This window comes from Pseudomonas sp. QD4 (assembly GCF_049199125.1).
Classification (GTDB): Bacteria; Pseudomonadota; Gammaproteobacteria; order Pseudomonadales; family Pseudomonadaceae; genus Aquipseudomonas.
Genome location: NZ_JBLZOM010000010.1, coordinates 24,623 through 43,790, shown reverse-complemented (window position 1 = coordinate 43,790; position 19,168 = coordinate 24,623). Strand labels below are relative to the sequence as shown.

The following is a 19,168-nucleotide window of genomic DNA, read 5'->3' as shown; positions in this document are numbered from 1 at the left end:
CGAGATGAGTAATTAGTTGCGACTGACCGTTCGTCTGCCGCTGCCCAGCCCGCGTAGCACGCGGGCTAGAGCCTGGAAAAAATTTATTCGGCTTGGCCTTGGGCGGTTTCGGCCGGGTAGGTGGTGCGCCACAGTTCGAAGCCGCCGTCCAGGCTGTAGACGTCGGAGAAACCCTGGCTGACCAGGTAGGCTGCCGCGCTTTGGCTGGAGTTGCCGTGATAGCAGACCACGACCAGCGGGGCGTCGAGATCGGCGCCACGGATAAAGTCACTGATGGAGTGGTTATCCAGGTGCTGTGAGCCACTGATGTGGCTCAGGGCGTAGGTCTGCGGATCGCGGATATCGACCACGACCGCGCCCTGTTCGCGCAGCGACTGGGCCTGATCGGGGGGGATGCGTTTGAATTCACTCATGGCGGGCTCCTGGGGCCTGAATAAAGGCGCGGTCTAGTGCTTGGTCGTGACCGGCTGTGGCGCTATCGGGTTGGGGGGTGAGGGCTGCTGGCTGGCATGGCCCTGGGCATCGCAGGCGCATTGCAGGCGGACACCGGTGTCGACATTGAGCAGCGTCATGGCGCCGCCCCAGACGCAACCGGTGTCGAGGGCAAAGATGCCGGGCTCGTCGCATCTGCCCTCCAGGGCTGCCCAGTGTCCGAAAATAATCTTCGCGTCTTTGCTTTTGCGCTCTTTATAGCTGAACCAGGGGGCGTAGCCGGGAGGCGCGGTATCCACGCCTTCCTTGCCTTTGAGGTCGAGCTTGCCCTCGCTGGTGCAGAAACGCATGCGGGTGAAGTAGTTGGTGATCACCCGCAGCCGGGTCACGCCTTGCAGGTCACTGTCCCATTTCGCCGGCTCGTTGCCGTACATGCCATCCAGATAAGGCTGGAACAGATTGTCGTCACGTAGTGCTTCTTCGACTTCTGCGGCGCACTTGAGGGCTTTCTTGATTGACCACTGTGGCGCAATGCCTGCGTGGACCAGGACAATGTTGCGCTGTTCGTCGTAGTGCATCAGCTTTTGCTGGCGCAGCCACTGCATCAGCTCCGGGCAATCGGGAGCTTCGAGGATCGGACGCAGGGTGTCGGATTTTTTCAGGCGCTCGATATTGCGCCACGCCGCCAGTAAATGCAGGTCGTGATTGCCCAGTACACAGACCAGCGACTCCCGCATGCCATACAGAAAGCGCAGGGTTTCCAGGGACTGCGGACCACGGTTGACCAGGTCTCCCACTAGCCACAGGCGATCCCGGGTTGGGTCGAAGGCCACCTGTTCAAGCAGGCATTTCAGCGGTTCGAGGCAGCCTTGCAGGTCGCCGACGGCGTAAGTCGCCATCAGTGCAAGGCTCCGGGCACCGCCAGGCGAAAGGGGGCGATGACGGCATCAAAGTGCTGCCCGTCGTCGGCGAGCATTTGATAGGTGCCCTGCATGGCGCCGACTCGGGTGGTCATCACTGTGCCACTGCTGTAGGTGTGGCTTTGGCCCGGGGCGATCAGCGGCTGCTGGCCGACGACGCCGGCGCCGCGAACTTCCTCGACATGACCGTCGCCATCAGTGATGACCCAGTGCCGCGAGAGCAGCTTGGCTGCCAGCAGCCCATGGTTCTCGACGGTGATGGTATAGGCGAAGGCAAAGCGATTTTGCTCGGGTTGGGATTGTTCTGCCAGAAAGCGGGTGACGACGCTGACGTCGACCTGATAGCGAGGATCGGACATGCAAGAGGCCTTAAAAGCAAGCGGGGCGCGGGACAAGACGGATGAGACTCAGTCTAGGCCAAGTATCGGGTAGTAAACCAGACATCGCGCCTGGCGTCCTACCCGATAACGCTCATGGCGTGTCAGCTGGCGCTTGGGTTATCCACAGGCTGCTCGCTGAGCTTGTCGGCCAGGCGTACGAACGCGGCCAGGTCGAGCTGCTCCGGACGCAGGCTGCCGTCGACGCCGGCGGCTTCGATTTCGGCGCTGGTCAGCAGGGCCTTGAGGGTGTTGCGCAAGGTTTTGCGGCGTTGGTTGAAGGCTTCGCGGACGATGCGCTCCAGCAGGCGGTGATCCTTGGCCGGGTGCGGCAGCACGGCGTGAGGTACCAGGCGCACAATGGCCGAGTCGACTTTCGGTGGCGGGTTGAACGCGCCCGGACCGACGTTGAACAGGTGCTCCACGCGGCAGTGGTACTGCACCATGATCGACAGCCGCCCCCAATCACCGCCACCCGGACCGGCAGCGAGGCGCTCCACCACTTCTTTTTGCAGCATGAAGTGCATGTCGCGAATCAGGCTGGCGTTCTGCAGCAGGTGGAAGATCAGCGGGGTGGAGATGTTGTAGGGCAGGTTGCCGACCACCCGCAGGCTATTCGACTCGGCGCCCAGGGACTTGAAGTCGAACTTCAGGGCATCGCCCTGATGCAGGCTGAAATTGCTCTTGCCGGCGAATTGCTGGTTGAGGATCGGGATCAGGTCCTTGTCCAGTTCAACCACGTCCAGTTGTGCGCCGCTGTTGAGCAGGCCTTCGGTCAGTGCCCCTTGGCCCGGGCCGATTTCCAGCAGGCGGTCATCGGGCTTGGCATGAATCGAACGCAGAATGCGATCGATGACGCCGGCGTCGTGCAGGAAGTTCTGGCCGAAACGCTTGCGCGCTCGGTGTTGGTAATGCTCGGTCATATACGGGTCTCGGCCATCTGGTAGGCGGTTTCCAGGGCGACCTGCAGGCTGCCGGTGTCGATCCTGCCGCTGCCGGCCAGGTCCAGGGCGGTGCCGTGGTCGACCGAGGTGCGGATGATCGGCAAGCCGAGGGTCACATTGACCGCCGCGCCGAAGCCTTTGTACTTCAGTACGGGCAGGCCCTGGTCGTGGTACATCGCCAGCACTGCGTCGCAATGCTCCAGATATTTGGGGGTAAACAGAGTGTCGGCGGGCAACGGACCACGCAGGTCCATGCCTTCGGTGCGCAAGCGCTCTAAGGTGGGTTCGATAATGTCTATTTCTTCATGGCCCAGATGCCCGCCTTCGCCGGCATGAGGGTTGAGCCCGCAGACAAGGATGCGTGGCTGGGCGATGCCAAACTTGTTGCGCAAGTCGGCATGCAGAATTCGGGTGACACGTTCCAGGCGTTCGCTGGTGATGGCGTCGGCAATCTCGCGCAGCGGCAGATGGGTGGTCACCAAGGCTACGCGCAGGCCGTGGGTCGCAAGCATCATCACCACTTGTTCGGTGTGGGTCAGGTCGGCCAGGAACTCGGTATGCCCGGAAAACGCAATGCCGGAGTCGTTGATCACGCCTTTGTGTACGGGGGCGGTGATCATCCCGGCAAAATGTCCATCCAAGCAGCCTTGGCCGGCGCGGGTCAGGGTCTCCAGGACGAACGCGGCGTTGGCCTGATCCAGTTGACCGGCAACGACCTTGTTTTGCAGTGGCGTGTCCCAGACATACAGGCTGTTGGCCGGCGCAGGAGCATCCGGCAGGTTCGCCAGGGTGACCGGCAACAGGTCGACAGCCACACCCAGCTGCGCGGCCCGCTCAAGGAGCAGGTCGCGGCTGGTAATGGCGATCAGGGGGTGCGGCTGGGGTTGCGAGGCGAGCAGCAGGCACAGGTCAGGACCAATGCCGGCCGGCTCGCCGGGTGTCACAGCGAAACGCTGGGGTTTCACTGTGCAGCCTGGTCGGCGCCAGGGAGTTTGATCTCGACGTAGGCTTCGTCACGGATCTGACGCAACCAGGTCTGCAGCTCTTCGTCGTATTTGCGGTTGCGCAGTACGGTCATCGCTTGCTGCTCACGGGCCTGGCTGGTGCTGTCGGTGGCGCGACGGCCAAGGACTTCCAGTACGTGCCAGCCATATGGGCTCTTGAACGGCTTCGAAAGCTGACCTTGTGGGGTCTTGGCCATCACTTCGCGGAACTCTGGAACCAGGGCGTTCGGGTCGATCCAGTTCAGATCGCCGCCGTTGAGTGCCGATCCCGGGTCTTCCGAATAGCTTTTTGCCAGTTCGGCGAAGTCTTCACCGGCTTCGATCCGCTCGTAGAGCTTCTGCGCGAGGCGCTTGGTCTCTTCTTCGCTACGAATTTCGCTTGGCTTGATCAGGATGTGACGCACGTGCACTTCATCGCGCACCTGATTGCCGCCACCGCGTTTCTCCAGGAGCTTCAGGATAATGAAGCCGCCAGGTGTGCGCGCTGGTTGGGTGATGTCGCCAACAGCCATGCTGCTCAGCTCACGGTCGAACGGAGGCGGCAGTTGCGCCGCCTTGCGCCAGCCCATGTCGCCGCCTTCCAGAGCGTTGTCGCTGCCGGATTTGGCAATTGCCAATTGGGCGAAGTCCGCACCTTGCTTGAGTTGCTGATAAACGTCCATCGCCTGGCGCGCAGCATTCTGAATGGCTTCAGAGTTGGCGCTTTCCGGGGTCGCAATCAGGATATTGGCCAAGTGCAGCTCTTCGGAGAGTTGCATCTTGCCCAAGTCCGATGCCAGGAAGTTTTTCACTTCCTGTTCGGAAACCTGGATGCGCTCGGCTACCCGGCGCTGACGAACACGGCTGATGATCATTTCGCGACGGACCTGGTCACGGGCGTCTTCATAAGACAAGCCATCGTGAGCCAGTGCGGCGCGGAACTGATCGATCGTCATGTTGTTACGTTGGGCGATGGTGCCGATGGCCTGGTTCAGCTCTTCATCGGTAATGCGGATGCCGGAACGTTCGCCGATCTGCAGTTGCAGGTTTTCGACGATCAGGCGTTCCAGTACCTGCTGTTCCAATACGCTGGTCGGCGGCAGGCCGGCGCCACGCTTGGCGATGGTCTGCTGCACTTCATGAACCCGCTGGTCCAGCTGGCTTTGCATGACCACGTCGTTATCAACGATGGCCACGACCTTGTCGATGGATTGCACCGCGGCGTTGGCCGCGGTACCCAGGAACAGCGCGCCCAGCATCAGCGGGCGCAGACAATCAGAAAGCTTGGTCTTCACGTTCACGATAACCTTGGATGCCTTTGTCGAGGAAGCTCTCTACCTTGGTACCAGTCAGCCCGCCCAGCCCTTTGAGGACAATTTGCAGGAAGAGGCCGTGGTCGCCTTTTTCATTGAGAGGAGCGATCTGCGTGTATTCGTCGTTGGAAACCCAGTAGCGATTGATCAGGCGCAGTTTCCAGCAGCAGTTGTCGTACTCGAAACCACCGAAGGCTTCCAGGGTACGGTTGCGGGCGTAGTCGTACTGCCAGCGGCTGATGAGGTTCCACTGCGGAACGATCGGCCACATGACGGAGAAGTCATGTTGCTGGATCTTGTAGTAGTCCTTCACGAAGTTCTCGTCACCCGGGGTACCGTAGTCGCCACCGAATTGCCATTTGCCGGTCAACTGGTTGTAGACCACCTGGTCGTTGCGATAGCGATAGCCGGCGTTGATGACCTTGTTCGGGTTGTCTTCAGGCTGGTAGTGGAACATCGCGCTGCCCGAGCGTGGGCTGTGGCTGTCCGGATCCCAGTTGTAGTCGGCGGTTGCGCGCCAGTCGCGGTTGAAGCGGAACTCGTAGTCCATGGCGATAGGCGACACATTGGACTGCGCGTCGGAGCGGTCCTTGGCGACCACACCCGGCAATTGAACTTCGCGGTCCTTGAAGTACAGCGCCTGGCCGACGGATACCCGTTGACGTTCGAAACCGTTTTCTTCGATCCAGCGGCTGGTCACGCCCAGCGACAGTTTGTTCTCGTCGCCGACACGGTCGGAGCCGGAGAAGCGATTGTCACGAAACAGCGAGGCGTAGTTGAAGCTGTATTCGCTGGTGTCGAACACCGGAATATCGTCCTGATCCTTCTCGGGAACATAGAGATAGAACAGGCGTGGCTCCAGGGTCTGGTTGTAGGTCTTGCCGAACAGCTGGGTGTTGCGGTCGAAATAAAGGCCGCTGTCGACACTGGCGATCGGAATCGCACGGTCTTGGGAGCTTTTGAATTTCTGGCCCGCGGTGGCCATTTGCGACTTGCCGGTGCCATCGAGGTCAAGATCGTACTTGGTGTACTCGTACTTGAGCTTCGGCGTGACATAGCCGTAGGTCCAGTTCAGCGGCAGTTCGACGCTAGGAGCGGCATTCAAACGAGTACCGTTGGCGCGAGTCAGGCCCGTGACATAGGTATCCAGGCGGCGAGTGGAGAGGCCGCCCTCGTCGGTGAACATGCCATTTTGCAGATCCCGTTCAAACCGGACCGCTTCAGTTTCATAAGCGAAGTTCACCCCGCCTGGGTGGTAAGGCAGCGCACCATTGAAGGTGATTTGCGGCAGGCGATTGTAGGGGGTGATCTCGGAAACGGTGGCCAGTTCATAAGCCTGGGCATTGACACGCGCGGTGTAGTTATCGCCGCGGTAGGTCACTGCGCCCTGCTGGTTCACGAAGCTTTGACTTTCGACGCCGATCTGGTCGGTCTGCAGATCCTGGAAGTAATAAGGATCGCTGATCTTGGTGTAATCGACCTCGGTCAGGACGCGAGAGTCCAGGCCACCCTTGTGCTGCCAGTTGAGCATGTAGCGCGTCTTCTCGTAATCGGACTGACGGCTGCGCTCGTTGTTGTCGTCGTTGAGGTAGGCACCACCGAACTGTCCTTCGCTGGACTTGGTCAGGTAGCGGAACTCGCCTTCCATCAACATGCCGCGCTTGCTCATGTAGCGCGGGTACAACGTGGCATCGTAGTTGGGTGCCAGGTTGAAGTAGTACGGTGTGACCAGGGTAAATCCGCTTTCGCCACCGCTGCTGAAGCTTGGCGGCAGGAAGCCGGACTGGCGACGGTCATCGATCGGGAAGTAGATGTACGGCGTGTACAGGACCGGGATGTCTCTGACGCGCAGGGTCACGTTGGTCGCGGTGCCGAAGCCGGTGGCCGGGTTCAAGGTGATGTTGTTGCCCTTGAGCTGCCAGGCGTTGCTGTTCGGCTCGCACGTTGTGTACGTACCATCCTTGAGGCGGATGATGGCGTTTTCCGCACGCTTGGCGTACAGCGCGTTACCGCGAATCCGCGATTTGTGCAGCACGTACTCGGCGTTGTCGACCTTGGCTTCACCGGTGTCGAGCTGGACTTCAGCGTGATCGCCGACCAGCAGGGCGCCGTTGTCGCGCACCCGAACGTTGCCGTTCAGTTCGCCACGGTTCTCGGCCTGATACAGGCTGGCTTCGTCAGCCTCGGCCTGCATGCTGCCCTGGCGCATGACCACGTCACCGGCGAGGGTGGCAACCTGCTCATCCTGCTGATAACGCGATGCCTTGGCGCCGATAAAGGTCGGGGCGTCACTTTTATTCGTCTTGTCATTCATGCCAGGACGAATTGGTTCGATATAGCTACCAGAGCAGTAAGGACCGGTCTCAGCCAATTGGGCAGGGGTCAGCTTCTCCCGCGGTACCCAGTCGAGGTGACTGTAGTCGGCGCTGCGAGCCTTGAGGCCACGGCCTTTGGCTTCGGTAACCAGCACCGGCTTGTCACCGGCTTCTGCGGTGGAGCCGCTGTCTGTCGGGGTCGGGCTGCTGGAGCTGACCGAGCTGGCGTCATGCACCGGCCGCGGCGGCAATTGGGCCGAGTTGGTTTTCGGCGCACAGTCCCAGGCACCGGAAGCAGAGACTGAGCAGTCATACTGTTCCGCGGCGACCACGAATGAAGTGGCTAGAGGTTGCAGGGCCAGCAAACTGCCAGTAACCAACAACGGAAATTTTTTACGAAACGCGGGGGATTTCAATGCCATCTTATTAGTCCGGGCTTCCTGCGTGCCATCTGCCCGCGGTGTGGGCCGCACGCCTCTCGATGGTCTGAAAAAGATGCTGGATAATAAAGCATGACCCGCTTGACGGCTAGCGCCGTCGGAGACCCTTGCAATGCCTGACCAAGATGTACGCTTGCAACACCTGAAAGTTTGGCTCGATGAGCAGTTGGCAATCGTTTACGCCGCCCATGGCTGGGGTGCCGTACCCCCGGCCACATTGACTGCAGCCAGCAGCGACGCGAGTTTCCGCCGGTATTTCCGCTGGCAGGGGGAGGGGCGCAGCTTTGTGGTAATGGATGCTCCGCCGCCCCAGGAAAACTGCAAACCCTTCGTGGATATTGCTCATTTGCTGGCCACATCCGGCATAAATGTGCCGAAAATTTATGCCGAGGATTTACCGCGCGGTTTTCTTTTGCTCAACGACCTGGGTAATCAGACCTACCTGGACGTGATCAACGAAGAGAATGCCGACACCTTGTTCAAGGATGCGCTGGCGGCATTGCTGGCTTTTCAGCAGCTGCCGATGGAGGCGCCATTGCCCAGCTACGATGACGCCCTGTTGCGCCGCGAGCTGCAATTGTTCCCCGAATGGTACGTGGGGCGCGAGCTGGCGGTAGAGCTGAATCCGCAGCAGCAAGCACAGTGGCAGCGGGTCAGCCAGGTGCTGATCGACAGTGCCCTGGCCCAGCCCAAGGTCCTGGTGCATCGCGACTATATGCCGCGCAACCTGATGCTCAGCCAGCCAAATCCAGGCGTGCTGGACTTCCAGGACGCGGTCTACGGCCCCGTGACCTACGACGTCACGTGCCTGTTCAAGGACGCCTTCCTCAGTTGGCCTGAGGCCCGGGTACGCGGCTGGCTCGAGGACTATTGGCAGCAAGCCGGTCGTGCTGGCATCCCGGTGCACGCCGATGTTGAAGACTTCCTGCGCGCCAGCGACCTGATGGCCGTGCAGCGTCACCTCAAGGTGATCGGTATTTTCGCGCGGATCTGCCATCGCGATGGCAAGCCGCGCTACCTGGCCGATGTGCCGCGCTTCTTCGCTTATATAGAAGCGGTGGTGGCGCGTCGGCCTGAACTGGCGGAACTGGGCCAGTTGTTGGCCAGCCTGGGCCGTTCGCCTGGAGCCGCGCAATGAAGGCAATGATTCTTGCGGCCGGCAAAGGCGAGCGCATGCGCCCGTTGACGCTGACCACCCCCAAACCCCTGATTCGCGTGGCCGGTGTCCCGCTGATCGAATATCACCTGCGGGCGTTGGCTGCGGCAGGTTTTACCCAGGTCGTGATCAACCATGCCTGGCTGGGGCAACAGATCGAAGATCACCTGGGCGATGGCTCGGCGTTCGGGCTGAGCATTGCCTATTCGCCGGAGGCCGAGGCCCTGGAAACCGGCGGCGGGATCTTCCGCGCCCTGCCGTTGCTGGGGACTGAGCCGTTCCTGGTGGTCAATGGCGACATCTGGACGGACTACGACTTCGCTACCCTGCGCCAGCCGCGTCCCGGCCTGGCTCACCTGGTGATGGTGGACAACCCGCCCCATCACCCGGGCGGCGGTGATTTCTGCCTGGAAAACGGCCTGCTGCATGACGCGACGCCCGGCGCCGAGGCCCTGACCTTCAGTGGTATTTCGGTGATGCACCCCGAGCTGTTCGCCGACTGCGTGCCCGGTCCGTTCAAGCTGGCGCCGTTGCTGCGCCAGGCCATGGCTCGTGGTCAGGTCAGTGGCGAGCACATGCAGGGCCGCTGGGTCGATGTCGGCACCGTCGAGCGCCTGGCACAGGTGGAACAATTGCTAGAAGCGAGTCGCTGATATGTGGTGGCCAGGGACTCTGATCGGAGCCGGAGCGGGCTATGCCATAGCCAGTATTCCGGGGGCCATATTGGGTGCGCTGTTGGGCCAGGCGCTGGACCGGCGCCTGCAACTGCACAGCTGGGCGCAACTGCGCGAGCGCCTGGGCGGGCGCCCGGCGCTGCGCAACGATGAACTGCTGTTTGTCTTGCTCGGGCGTCTGGCCAAGAGCGATGGTCAGGTGGTGGATGGCCATATCCAGCAGGCGCGCCAGGAAATGCGCGCGCTGGACATGAACGAGTCGGCGCAGCGCCGGGCCATTGCCGCGTTCAACCGGGGCAAGTCGGGCAACGATTCCCTGCGCGGCTACCTGCGTCGCCTGAGCGCGCAGCCCCATGCCACCGAGGGCGTGTTGCGAGCTTGTTGGCGCATGGTCTGGGCTGACGCGCGGGCCAGCAGCGCCGAGCGCGAGTTGATTCAACTCTGGGGCAAGTGGCTGGGATGGACGCCGCAGCAGGTGCAGGCACTGGCGGCGGATTACGAGCCGGCTAGAAAGCCTGCGCTCAGCAGTGCCGGGGCGTATCAGGAAGCGCTGCGGCTACTCGGCGTATCGAGCACCAGTGAGCCGGCCCAGATCAAGCGCGCTTACCGGCGCCTCCTCAGTCGCCACCATCCGGACAAGATTGCCGGCAGCGGCGCCGGACCGGCTCAGGTACGTGAAGCCACGGAGAAAACCCGTGAACTGCACAGTGCCTATACGCTGATCCGTGAACGTCGGGACTTCCGCTGAAACAGCCGCCATCGTGGCCGGGGCCGCGATGGCGCAAGGCTCAGTCGGCGACGGGCTGCGGGCTCAGCCAGCCGCGCACACGGCGAAAGAGCTGCTCCTGCTGCGCCGCGCTGTTGCCGGGCAAGGCCTTGAGGGCGATCTGGGTAAAGGTCGACGTCTTTTGCCGTTTGCTGGCCTGGAGTCGCTCGAGTGCGGCTTTTTGCGCCAGGGGCGTGTCTTTATAGAAGAAGTCCGCGGTCGCCAGCTTCAGGGTCGGGGTCAGCTCGGCCAACGGCGGCTTGGCATTGGTCGGCACCTGGGCGGCGACCATGACGAATTTCTGCACCTGGGAGGGCTGCTTTTCACTCAGGTAGCGCGCGGCCCAGTAGGCGCCCGTGCCGTGTCCGAGGAGGACGATGCTGCGGGCATTCTGCTGCTCGGCAAAGGCCAGGGCGGCGTCGATCCGGGCGAAGATCCGCTCGGCATCGGCCTTGCTTTGTTCTTCGGTGCTCTCGGCCACCGCGCGATCGGCGATATCGGCTTCACCGCCAGCAGCCTGTTCGATCGGCTTGGCTTCGGTGCTGGCGTCCTTGCTGCTGGTGTCCTTGGTCGGCGGCGTCGGGGCGGCTTCGACGATGCGTGGCGTGCTGGCCTCGCTCGACAGGTCTGGCAGGGTCAGGCTCAGGCTGGACCATTCGACATCCGGCAGTTTGTTGCGCAGCGGAGCGATTGCTTGCGGCCAGTCAGCCGTTTCGCCGGCGCCCGGGACGATAATCACCGCGCCCTGGGGCTCGCTGGTGTTGGCCGGTTTCCACAGGGCGAGGAAGGTGTCGCCGCCAGCCTGCAACTGCTGTTGTTCCTGTTGCGGAATACGGCGCTCAAGGGCGAGCGCATCTTCCTGGCTACGCTCCAGCAAGGGTTGGCGTTCGGCGGGTTTTTCCTGGGCCGCCTTGTCGCCGGCAGCAGGCGCCGGATCGGCAGCCTGGACGGAAAGGGCACAAGGCAACAGCAGCGACAGGCACAATGCGTTCAGTGCCGAGCGGTAAACGAAGGGCATCGGAGATTCCAGGCCAGAAGTAATTCCGGCAGCCTAATGGGTTGGTCAGTATTTGTCAGTGTGCGAGAGTTCGGATGATGCTTTTTCGCTGTCTGTTGGTTATCGGCTGGCTGAGTTTTCCCTTGATGGCCTGGGCGGCTCCCGGGCCCCATGTGCCTGCGGCTAACCTGAGTGCCGGACAGCGCGAATGGCTGGTCCAGCACCCTGAGCTGCGGGTTGGCGTGGTGTTGCAGGCGCCCCTCGCCCAATACGACCGGCGCTTGCAGCGGTTGTCCGGGGTCAACGTCGAGTTGATGCAGTGGGTGGGCCGGGCGCTGCAGGTCGAGCTGAGCTGGCGTAACTTTCCGGATCAGGCGCAGTTGGAGAGAGCATTGCGCGAAGGTGAGGTGGACCTCGCGCCAGGCCTGACCCAGACCCCCGCCGGCCTGCGCCTGTGGCAATTCAGCGACCCTTATATGCGAGTCCCGCAATTGGTGGTCGGCGAACGCCAGGGCGCCGGCGCGGTGGAGCTGGAGAAACTCGACGCCCAATCTCGGGTAGCCGTACGCATGCCCGGTGCCGTGGCTGACTACCTGCGGGCCACTTATCCCAATCTGAATCTGCAAGGGGTGCCGCTGGAGCGCCAGGCCTTGCAACTGCTGTTGAGTCAGCAGGCGCGCTATGCGGTGATCGATGAGGCCCAACTCAGCCGCTTGTCCAGCGAACCGGAGTTCGCCGGCCTGGCGGTGGTCGGTGATATCGGCCTGCCGCAATTGCTGCGGGTCGCCACGCGCCGTGACTGGCCGGAGCTGGCCGGCATCATCGAGCGCGCGTTGCATGCCATTCCCGCCCGGGACATCGAGCAGTTGCACAATCGCTGGCTGCAGCCGCAATACCCACGGCTGGCCGAGTCCCCGGGGTTCTGGCAGAACCTCAGCCTGTTGTTCGCGGTGCTGTTTTTCGCCTGCCTGGGGATACTGTTCTGGCAGCGGCGCCAACAGCGTGGACTGGAGCAGCGCCTGCTGGCGGCCCGGGCCGATATCGCCCTGCGTGAAACGGCCGAGGAGGCGCTGCGCCTGACCCAGTTTTCCATCGACCAGAGCACCGTGGGCATTCTCTGGGTCAATTGGGACAGCCACGTTCGCTACGCCAACCGGGCCGCCGAAGACATGCTCGGTTACCCCGCAGGCGGGGTCATCGACCGCCCGCTGATCGACTTCGAACCCACCCTGCACATGGACCGCTGGCTCGGCTTGTGGAAGCGCGCTCGGGCCAGCGAGGGCGCCGCGCAGAGTTTTGAAACCCGTTGCGTGCGGGACGATGGCAGCATCCTGCCGGCCGATGTGTCCCTGAGCTTCCTGCGCTTTCGCGACAGCGAGTACCTGGTGGTGTACCTCAACGACGTCACCGAACGCCGTCGGGCCTTGGCCGCGTTGCAGGAAAGCGAGGCGCGGCTGCAAGGCATCGCCGCCAACGTGCCGGGGCTGGTGTTCCGCCTGGAGCGGGCGCCGGTCACCGGGCAGATCGATTTCGCCTACATCAGCGAAGGCAGCGAGAGCCTGGTGGGTTACGCCCCAGCGGTGCTCAGCCAGCGCGATACCGGATTGCGCAGCCTGGTCCATCCGGATGACAAGGCCAGCTACCACCGGACCCAGGACCTGGCCCTGGACACCGACAGCGACTGGTCCTGGCAGGGGCGGATTCTTACGCGCCAGGGCGAGCAGCGCTGGGCCGAGATCAAGGCCGTGACCCGCCGTCTCGACGATGGCGCCTTTGTCTGGGACGGCATCGTCTGGGACATCAGCGAAAGCAAGAGCATCGAACTGGAGCTGGCCGCCTCTCGCGAGCAACTGCGGGAACTGTCGGCGCACCTGGAAAGCGTGCGCGAAGAGGAAAAGGCCCGTATCGCCCGTGAGGTGCATGACGAGCTGGGGCAGATGCTGACGGTGCTCAAGCTGGAAACCTCGATGTGCGAGCTGGCCTATGCCCAGCTCGATCCTGGTCTGCAGGAGCGTCTCAACAGCATGAAGCGCCTGATCGCCCAGTTGTTCCAACTGGTCCGCGATGTGGCCACGGCCTTGCGCCCGCCGATCCTCGACGCCGGGATTGCCTCGGCTATCGAATGGCAGGCCCGGCGTTTCGAGGCGCGCACCCAGATCCCGTGCCTGGTGCAGGTGCCGGACAACCTGCCCTTGCTCAGCGATGCCAAGGCCATTGGTTTGTTTCGGATCCTGCAAGAGGCCCTGACCAATGTCATGCGCCATGCCCAGGCGCATACTGTCGAACTGAGCCTGGTGCTTGAGGGCAACGAGTTGTGCATGAGCATCAGTGATGACGGCCAGGGTTTCGTGGTCGACTCCGGCCGCCCCACATCCTTCGGGTTGGTGGGTATGCGTGAACGGGTGTTGATCATGGGCGGCAGCCTGGACTTGCACAGCGAGCAGGGTGAGGGCACGTCCCTCACCGTTCGGGTGCCGCTGGATCCATAGGCCGTGAAGCCTGCAACGATCGCCCTAATAAAGAGGAGAAACGAGTGATCCGTGTACTGGTAGCCGAAGACCACACCATTGTGCGAGAGGGCATCAAGCAACTGATCGGCTTGGCCAAGGACCTGACGGTGGTGGGGGAGGCAAGCAACGGCGAGCAATTGCTCGAAACCCTGCGCCACGTTCCCTGCGAGGTGGTGCTGCTGGATATCTCCATGCCCGGGGTCAACGGCCTGGAGGCGATTCCACGGATTCGCGCGTTGCACAATCCGCCGGCGATCCTGGTGTTGTCGATGCATGACGAAGCGCAAATGGCGGCCCGCGCCCTCAAAGTCGGCGCCGCCGGCTATGCCACCAAGGACAGCGATCCCGCGCTACTGCTGACCGCCATTCGCAAAGTCGCGGCGGGCGGTCGTTATATCGACCCCGACCTGGCCGACCGCATGGTGTTCGAGGTTGGCCTGACCGATTCCCGACCCTTGCATTCGCTGCTCTCGGAGCGAGAGTTTTCAGTGTTCGAACGCCTGGCCCAGGGCGCCAACGTCAATGACATCGCCCAGCAACTGGCCCTGAGCAGCAAGACCATCAGCACCCACAAAGCGCGGCTGATGCAGAAACTCAACATCACCTCTCTCGCCGAGCTGGTGAAATACGCCATGGAGCACAAACTGCTCTGACCAGCCCCTCACCGCCCAAAAGGGCGACATACCCATTTGCGACATTCCCACTCCAGGGCTTTTGCCTGTTCTTGCCGCTTACAGCGTGTCGCTAGCCGCTGCTCTTATCTATCCCCGCCATCCTTGTAGGGCAATCCCTACAAGGAACCTTCCAAGCACCTGAGGCAAATCTCTCCTACCCCCCGATTTGCGGGGCGTGTGGCCTCCACTAGGCTTAGTCCACAGCAGTCCTATATATGAAGAACACAAAGGTGCGGGTATGAGCGAGGTCGATTCAAGCGCTGGGGCGAGTGATGTTCTGGTCAGCTTTCGTGGAGTGCAAAAGAGCTACGACGGCGAGAACCTGATCGTCAAAGACCTCAACCTGGAGATTCGCAAAGGCGAATTCCTCACCTTGCTCGGGCCTTCCGGCTCCGGCAAGACCACCAGCCTGATGATGCTGGCCGGTTTCGAGACCCCGACCGCCGGCGAGATCCAGCTGGCCGGTCGCTCCATCAACAACGTGCCGCCGCACAAGCGCGACATCGGCATGGTGTTCCAGAACTACGCGCTGTTCCCGCACATGACCGTGGCCGAGAACCTGGCGTTCCCGCTGTCGGTGCGCGGCCTCAGCAAGACCGACGTCAGTGAGCGGGTCAAGCGCGTGCTGAGCATGGTCCAGCTTGATGCCTTCGCCCAGCGTTACCCGGCGCAACTCTCCGGTGGCCAGCAACAGCGGGTGGCCCTGGCCCGGGCATTGGTGTTCGAGCCGCAACTGGTGCTGATGGACGAACCCCTGGGGGCGCTGGACAAACAGCTGCGTGAACACATGCAGATGGAGATCAAGCACCTGCACCAGCGCCTCGGCGTGACTGTGGTCTACGTGACCCATGACCAGGGCGAAGCCCTGACCATGTCCGACCGGGTGGCGGTGTTCCATCAAGGCGAGATCCAGCAGATCGCCCCGCCGCGCACGCTTTATGAAGAGCCGAAGAACACCTTCGTCGCCAACTTCATCGGCGAAAACAACCGCCTCAATGGGCGCCTGCACAGCCACACCGGTGATCGCTGCGTGGTTGAGCTGGGCCGTGGCGAGAAGGTCGAGGCGCTGGCGGTCAACGTCGGCCAGATCGGCGGTCCGGTCACCCTGTCCATCCGCCCGGAGCGCGTGAGCCTCAACGGTTCCAGCGAAAGTTGCGTTAACCGCTTCTCGGGAAGGGTGGCGGAATTCATCTATCTGGGCGACCACGTCCGGGTTCGCCTGGAAGTCTGTGGCAAGACCGACTTCTTTGTGAAACAGCCGATTGCCGAGCTCGATCCTGCGCTGGCGGTGGGCGATGTGGTTCCGCTTGGCTGGCAAGTCGAGCACGTTCGTGCGCTCGACCCACTTCTAGAGGCGCATTGATCGCCCCCTTGCTTCACCAACCCTGCACGTGGAGAACACAATAAATGTTGAGATCCCTGAAATTCACCGCCCTGACCCTGGGCTTGATGGGTGCGGCAAACGCGATGGCGGCAGGCCCGGACCTGACCGTGGTGTCCTTTGGCGGCGCGAACAAGGCGGCTCAGGTCAAAGCCTTCTATGCCCCGTGGGAAGCGGCAGGTCACGGCAAGATCGTGGCGGGCGAATACAACGGCGAGATGGCCAAGGTCAAAGCCATGGTCGACACCAAAAGCGTGTCCTGGGACCTGGTCGAGGTTGAGTCGCCTGAACTGTCCCGTGGGTGCGACGAGGACATGTTCGAGCAACTGGACCCGGCGCTGTTCGGCAAGTCTGAAGACTACGTCAAGGGCGCGATTCAGCCGTGCGGCGTGGGTTTCTTCGTCTGGTCCACCGTGCTGGCCTACAACGCCGACAAGCTGAAGACCGCGCCCACCAGCTGGGCGGATTTCTGGGACACCAAGCAGTTCCCGGGCAAGCGTGGCCTGCGTAAAGGCGCCAAGTACACCCTGGAATTCGCCTTGATGGCCGACGGCGTGGCGCCCAAGGACGTGTACAAAGTGCTGGCCGGCAAAGATGGCCAGGACCGTGCCTTCAAGAAGCTCGACGAACTCAAGCCGAGCATCCAATGGTGGGAAGCCGGTGCCCAGCCACCGCAGTACCTGGCCTCGGGTGACGTGGTCATGAGCTCGGCCTACAACGGTCGGATCGCCGCGGTACAGAAAGAAAGCAACCTCAAAGTGGTGTGGAACGGCGGCATCTACGACTTCGACGCCTGGGCCATTCCACGTGGCCTGGACAAGGCCCGTGCAGAAGCGGCGAAGAAATTCATCGCGTTCTCGGTCATGCCGCAGCAGCAGAAGACCTACTCGGAAAACATCGCCTACGGCCCGGCCAACACCCAAGCCGTGCCGTTGTTGCCCAAGGACGTGCTGAAAGACATGCCGACCACCCCGGAAAACATCGCTAACCAAGTGCAAATCGACGTCAGCTTCTGGGCGGACAACGGCGAGCAACTGGAACAGCGCTTCAACGCCTGGGCGGCCAAGTAAGGCGCCGTGCAAACGCGGCGTCACCCCTGGGTGACGCCGCCATCGTTTAAAGTTTTGCGGAGTTTGTCATGGCCATCACCGTTCCCCTGAACGAGGTCACCAGCCCCACCTTGAAGCAGCGCCTGGCACGTGCCGAGCGGGTCAACCGCTGGAAGGCGCAGGCCCTGATCGCGCCCCTGGTGCTGTTTCTGCTGCTGGTGTTCCTGGTGCCGATTGTGGCGCTGCTGTACAAAAGCGTCGGTAACCCGGAAGTGGTCGGTGGCATGCCGCGTACCGTGGCCGCGGTGACCAGTTGGGATGGTCGCGGCCTGCCGGCCGAGCCGGTGTACCAAGCCTTGAGCGAAGACCTGGCCGAGGCCCGCAAGAATCAAACCCTGGGCGATCTGTCCAAGCGCCTGAACATGGAGTTGGCCGGCTATCGCAGCCTGCTGACCAAAACCGCCCGCGCCTTGCCGTTCAAGGAGCAGCCGGCTTCTTACAAGGAAGCCATGGAAGCCCTGGACGAGCGTTGGGGCGACCCGGCCTACTGGCAGGCGATCCGCCGCAACACCAGTAGCCTGACGCCGTATTACCTGCTGGCGGCCGTCGACCATCGGATCGACGACCTTGGCGAAGTGGCTCCGGCCACCCCGGACCAGTCGATCTACCTCGATATTTTTGCCCGCACCTTCTGGATGGGCCTGGTGATCACCGCCATCTGCCTGGTGCTGGCTTATCCCCTGGCGTACCTGCTGGCCAACCTGCCGGCGCGCAAGAGCAACCTGTTGATGATCCTGGTGCTGCTGCCGTTCTGGACCTCGATCCTGGTCCGGGTGGCAGCCTGGATCGTGCTGCTGCAATCGGGCGGGCTGATCAATGGCGCCCTGCTGGCCATGGGCGTGATCGATAAACCGCTGGAGCTGGTGTTCAATCGCACCGGGGTCTACATCTCCATGGTGCACATCCTGCTGCCGTTCATGATTCTGCCGATCTACAGCGTGATGAAAGGCATCTCGCCGACCTACATGCGGGCGGCGATCTCCCTGGGCTGCCATCCGTTCGCCAGCTTCTGGCGGGTGTATTTCCCGCAGACCTATGCCGGTGTCGGCGCCGGTTGCCTGTTGGTGTTCATTCTGGCCATCGGCTACTACATCACCCCGGCGCTGCTGGGCAGCCCGAACGATCAAATGGTCAGCTACTTCGTCGCCTTCTACACCAACACCAGTATCAACTGGGGCATGGCGACCGCACTGGGTGGGCTGCTGCTGTTGGCGACCATCGTGCTCTATCTGATTTACAGCTGGCTGGTAGGCGCCAGTCGCCTGCGCCTGAGCTAAGGAGAGAATCGAAATGCTGAGCCCTTACATGTCGCCCGTCGAGCGGGTCTGGTTCTACAGCTTGCGCATTCTCTGCGGGCTGATCCTGCTGTTCCTGATTCTGCCGGTGCTGGTGATCATCCCGCTGTCGTTCAACTCGGGGAGTTTTCTGGTGTACCCGTTGCAGGGCTTCTCGCTGCACTGGTACCAGGACTTCTTCGCCTCCGCCGAATGGATGCGCGCCCTGAAGAACAGCATCATCGTCGCCCCGGCGGCCACGGTGCTGGCGATGATCTTCGGCACCCTGGCGGCCATCGGCCTGACCCGCGGCGACTTCCCGGGCAAGGCACTGGTGATGGCGCTGGTGATCTCGCCGATGGTGGTGCCGGTGGTGATTATCGGTGTTGCCAGCTACCTATTCTTCGCGCCGCTGGGCATGGGCAATAGCTTCTTCTCGCTGATCGTGGTGCATGCGGTGCTGGGCGTGCCCTTTGTGATCATCACCGTCTCGGCCACCTTGCAGGGGTTCAACCACAACTTGGTGCGGGCGGCGGCCAGCCTGGGCGCGTCGCCGCTGACGGCGTTTCGCCGGGTGACCTTGCCATTGATCGCGCCGGGGGTGATCAGCGGAGCCCTGTTCGCTTTTGCCACCTCGTTCGATGAAGTGGTGGTGACCCTGTTTCTCGCCGGCCCGGAACAGGCAACCCTGCCACGGCAGATGTTCAGCGGCATCCGCGAAAACCTCAGCCCGACCATCGCCGCAGCGGCAACACTGCTGATCGCCTTCTCGGTGGTGCTGTTGCTGACCCTGGAATGGCTGCGCGGGCGCAGTGAGAAGCTGCGTACCGCACAAGTCTGAATCCTCTCGGCGGCCTTGGACCAAGGTCGGGGCCGCCGCGCAACACCTGCCTGCCGATCAGC

At 62.4% G+C, this 19,168-nt stretch carries 17 protein-coding genes; 9 read left to right on the top strand and 8 right to left on the bottom strand.

Annotated features, from left to right (window positions below):
• Positions 1–83 precede the first annotated feature (83 nt).
• The 7 genes from glpE to ACOZJV_RS32540 form a co-directional block, all read right to left on the bottom strand.
• On the bottom strand, positions 84–413 hold the full coding sequence (gene glpE, locus ACOZJV_RS32570) for a thiosulfate sulfurtransferase GlpE (RefSeq protein WP_078472874.1): 330 nt from the start codon (positions 411–413) through the stop codon (positions 84–86).
• 33 nt (positions 414–446) lie between these two features.
• Positions 447–1,331 carry a symmetrical bis(5'-nucleosyl)-tetraphosphatase gene (locus tag ACOZJV_RS32565; RefSeq protein ID WP_421549396.1) on the bottom strand — a complete coding sequence of 295 codons (885 nt, stop codon included), beginning with the start codon at positions 1,329–1,331 and terminating at the stop codon, positions 447–449.
• Positions 1,331–1,711 carry a Co2+/Mg2+ efflux protein ApaG gene (gene apaG, locus ACOZJV_RS32560; RefSeq protein WP_020295465.1) on the bottom strand — a complete coding sequence of 127 codons (381 nt, stop codon included), beginning with the start codon at positions 1,709–1,711 and terminating at the stop codon, positions 1,331–1,333. Before apaG ends, ACOZJV_RS32565 begins: the two co-directional genes overlap by 1 nt.
• 122 nt (positions 1,712–1,833) lie before the next feature.
• Positions 1,834–2,652: a 16S rRNA (adenine(1518)-N(6)/adenine(1519)-N(6))-dimethyltransferase RsmA gene (gene rsmA, locus ACOZJV_RS32555; protein WP_421549395.1), complete on the bottom strand. Its 819-nt coding sequence runs from the start codon at positions 2,650–2,652 to the stop codon at positions 1,834–1,836.
• Complete coding sequence (gene pdxA / locus ACOZJV_RS32550) at positions 2,649–3,638, bottom strand: 4-hydroxythreonine-4-phosphate dehydrogenase PdxA (protein ID WP_078472877.1); 990 nt, start codon at positions 3,636–3,638, stop codon at positions 2,649–2,651. Before pdxA ends, rsmA begins: the two co-directional genes overlap by 4 nt.
• Complete coding sequence (gene surA, locus ACOZJV_RS32545; protein ID WP_020295468.1) at positions 3,635–4,951, bottom strand: peptidylprolyl isomerase SurA; 1,317 nt, start codon at positions 4,949–4,951, stop codon at positions 3,635–3,637. The genes pdxA and surA overlap by 4 nt, the downstream gene beginning before the upstream one ends.
• Positions 4,932–7,706, bottom strand: coding sequence for an LPS-assembly protein LptD (locus ACOZJV_RS32540; RefSeq protein WP_421549394.1), 2,775 nt, complete (start codon positions 7,704–7,706; stop codon positions 4,932–4,934). The genes surA and ACOZJV_RS32540 overlap by 20 nt, the downstream gene beginning before the upstream one ends.
• 130 nt (positions 7,707–7,836) lie before the next feature.
• Between ACOZJV_RS32540 and ACOZJV_RS32535 the strand changes: the two genes are divergently transcribed.
• From ACOZJV_RS32535 to ACOZJV_RS32525, 3 genes are read left to right on the top strand one after another with little or no spacing between them, the layout of a single operon-like run.
• Positions 7,837–8,862, top strand: a complete 1,026-nt coding sequence (locus ACOZJV_RS32535) for an aminoglycoside phosphotransferase family protein (RefSeq protein WP_421549393.1) — start codon at positions 7,837–7,839, stop codon at positions 8,860–8,862.
• On the top strand, positions 8,859–9,533 hold the full coding sequence (gene murU / locus ACOZJV_RS32530) for an N-acetylmuramate alpha-1-phosphate uridylyltransferase MurU (protein ID WP_078472880.1): 675 nt from the start codon (positions 8,859–8,861) through the stop codon (positions 9,531–9,533). The genes ACOZJV_RS32535 and murU overlap by 4 nt, the downstream gene beginning before the upstream one ends.
• Position 9,534: 1 nt before the next feature.
• Positions 9,535–10,302, top strand: coding sequence for a TerB family tellurite resistance protein (locus tag ACOZJV_RS32525; RefSeq protein ID WP_078472881.1), 768 nt, complete (start codon positions 9,535–9,537; stop codon positions 10,300–10,302).
• 40 nt (positions 10,303–10,342) lie between these two features.
• Here the strand turns inward: ACOZJV_RS32525 and ACOZJV_RS32520 are convergent, their stop codons facing one another.
• On the bottom strand, positions 10,343–11,338 hold the full coding sequence (locus ACOZJV_RS32520) for an alpha/beta hydrolase family protein (protein ID WP_421549392.1): 996 nt from the start codon (positions 11,336–11,338) through the stop codon (positions 10,343–10,345).
• A gap of 74 nt (positions 11,339–11,412) precedes the next feature.
• Between ACOZJV_RS32520 and ACOZJV_RS32515 the strand changes: the two genes are divergently transcribed.
• From ACOZJV_RS32515 to ACOZJV_RS32490, 6 genes are all read left to right on the top strand, one after another.
• Positions 11,413–13,806 (top strand): PAS domain-containing sensor histidine kinase, encoded by a 2,394-nt coding sequence (locus tag ACOZJV_RS32515; protein WP_421549391.1) that lies wholly within the window; start codon positions 11,413–11,415, stop codon positions 13,804–13,806.
• A gap of 44 nt (positions 13,807–13,850) precedes the next feature.
• The gene (locus ACOZJV_RS32510; RefSeq protein ID WP_020295475.1) at positions 13,851–14,480 is read left to right on the top strand and encodes a response regulator; all 630 of its coding nucleotides are present in this window, start codon (positions 13,851–13,853) and stop codon (positions 14,478–14,480) included.
• A gap of 259 nt (positions 14,481–14,739) precedes the next feature.
• The gene (locus tag ACOZJV_RS32505) at positions 14,740–15,864 is read left to right on the top strand and encodes an ABC transporter ATP-binding protein (RefSeq protein WP_020295476.1); all 1,125 of its coding nucleotides are present in this window, start codon (positions 14,740–14,742) and stop codon (positions 15,862–15,864) included.
• 44 nt (positions 15,865–15,908) lie between these two features.
• Complete coding sequence (locus tag ACOZJV_RS32500; protein ID WP_020295477.1) at positions 15,909–16,952, top strand: ABC transporter substrate-binding protein; 1,044 nt, start codon at positions 15,909–15,911, stop codon at positions 16,950–16,952.
• A gap of 68 nt (positions 16,953–17,020) precedes the next feature.
• Positions 17,021–18,268 (top strand): ABC transporter permease, encoded by a 1,248-nt coding sequence (locus ACOZJV_RS32495; RefSeq protein WP_078472885.1) that lies wholly within the window; start codon positions 17,021–17,023, stop codon positions 18,266–18,268.
• A 13-nt stretch (positions 18,269–18,281) separates the two neighbouring features.
• The gene (locus tag ACOZJV_RS32490; protein ID WP_020295479.1) at positions 18,282–19,106 is read left to right on the top strand and encodes an ABC transporter permease; all 825 of its coding nucleotides are present in this window, start codon (positions 18,282–18,284) and stop codon (positions 19,104–19,106) included.
• The last annotated feature ends 62 nt before the right edge of the window (positions 19,107–19,168 follow it).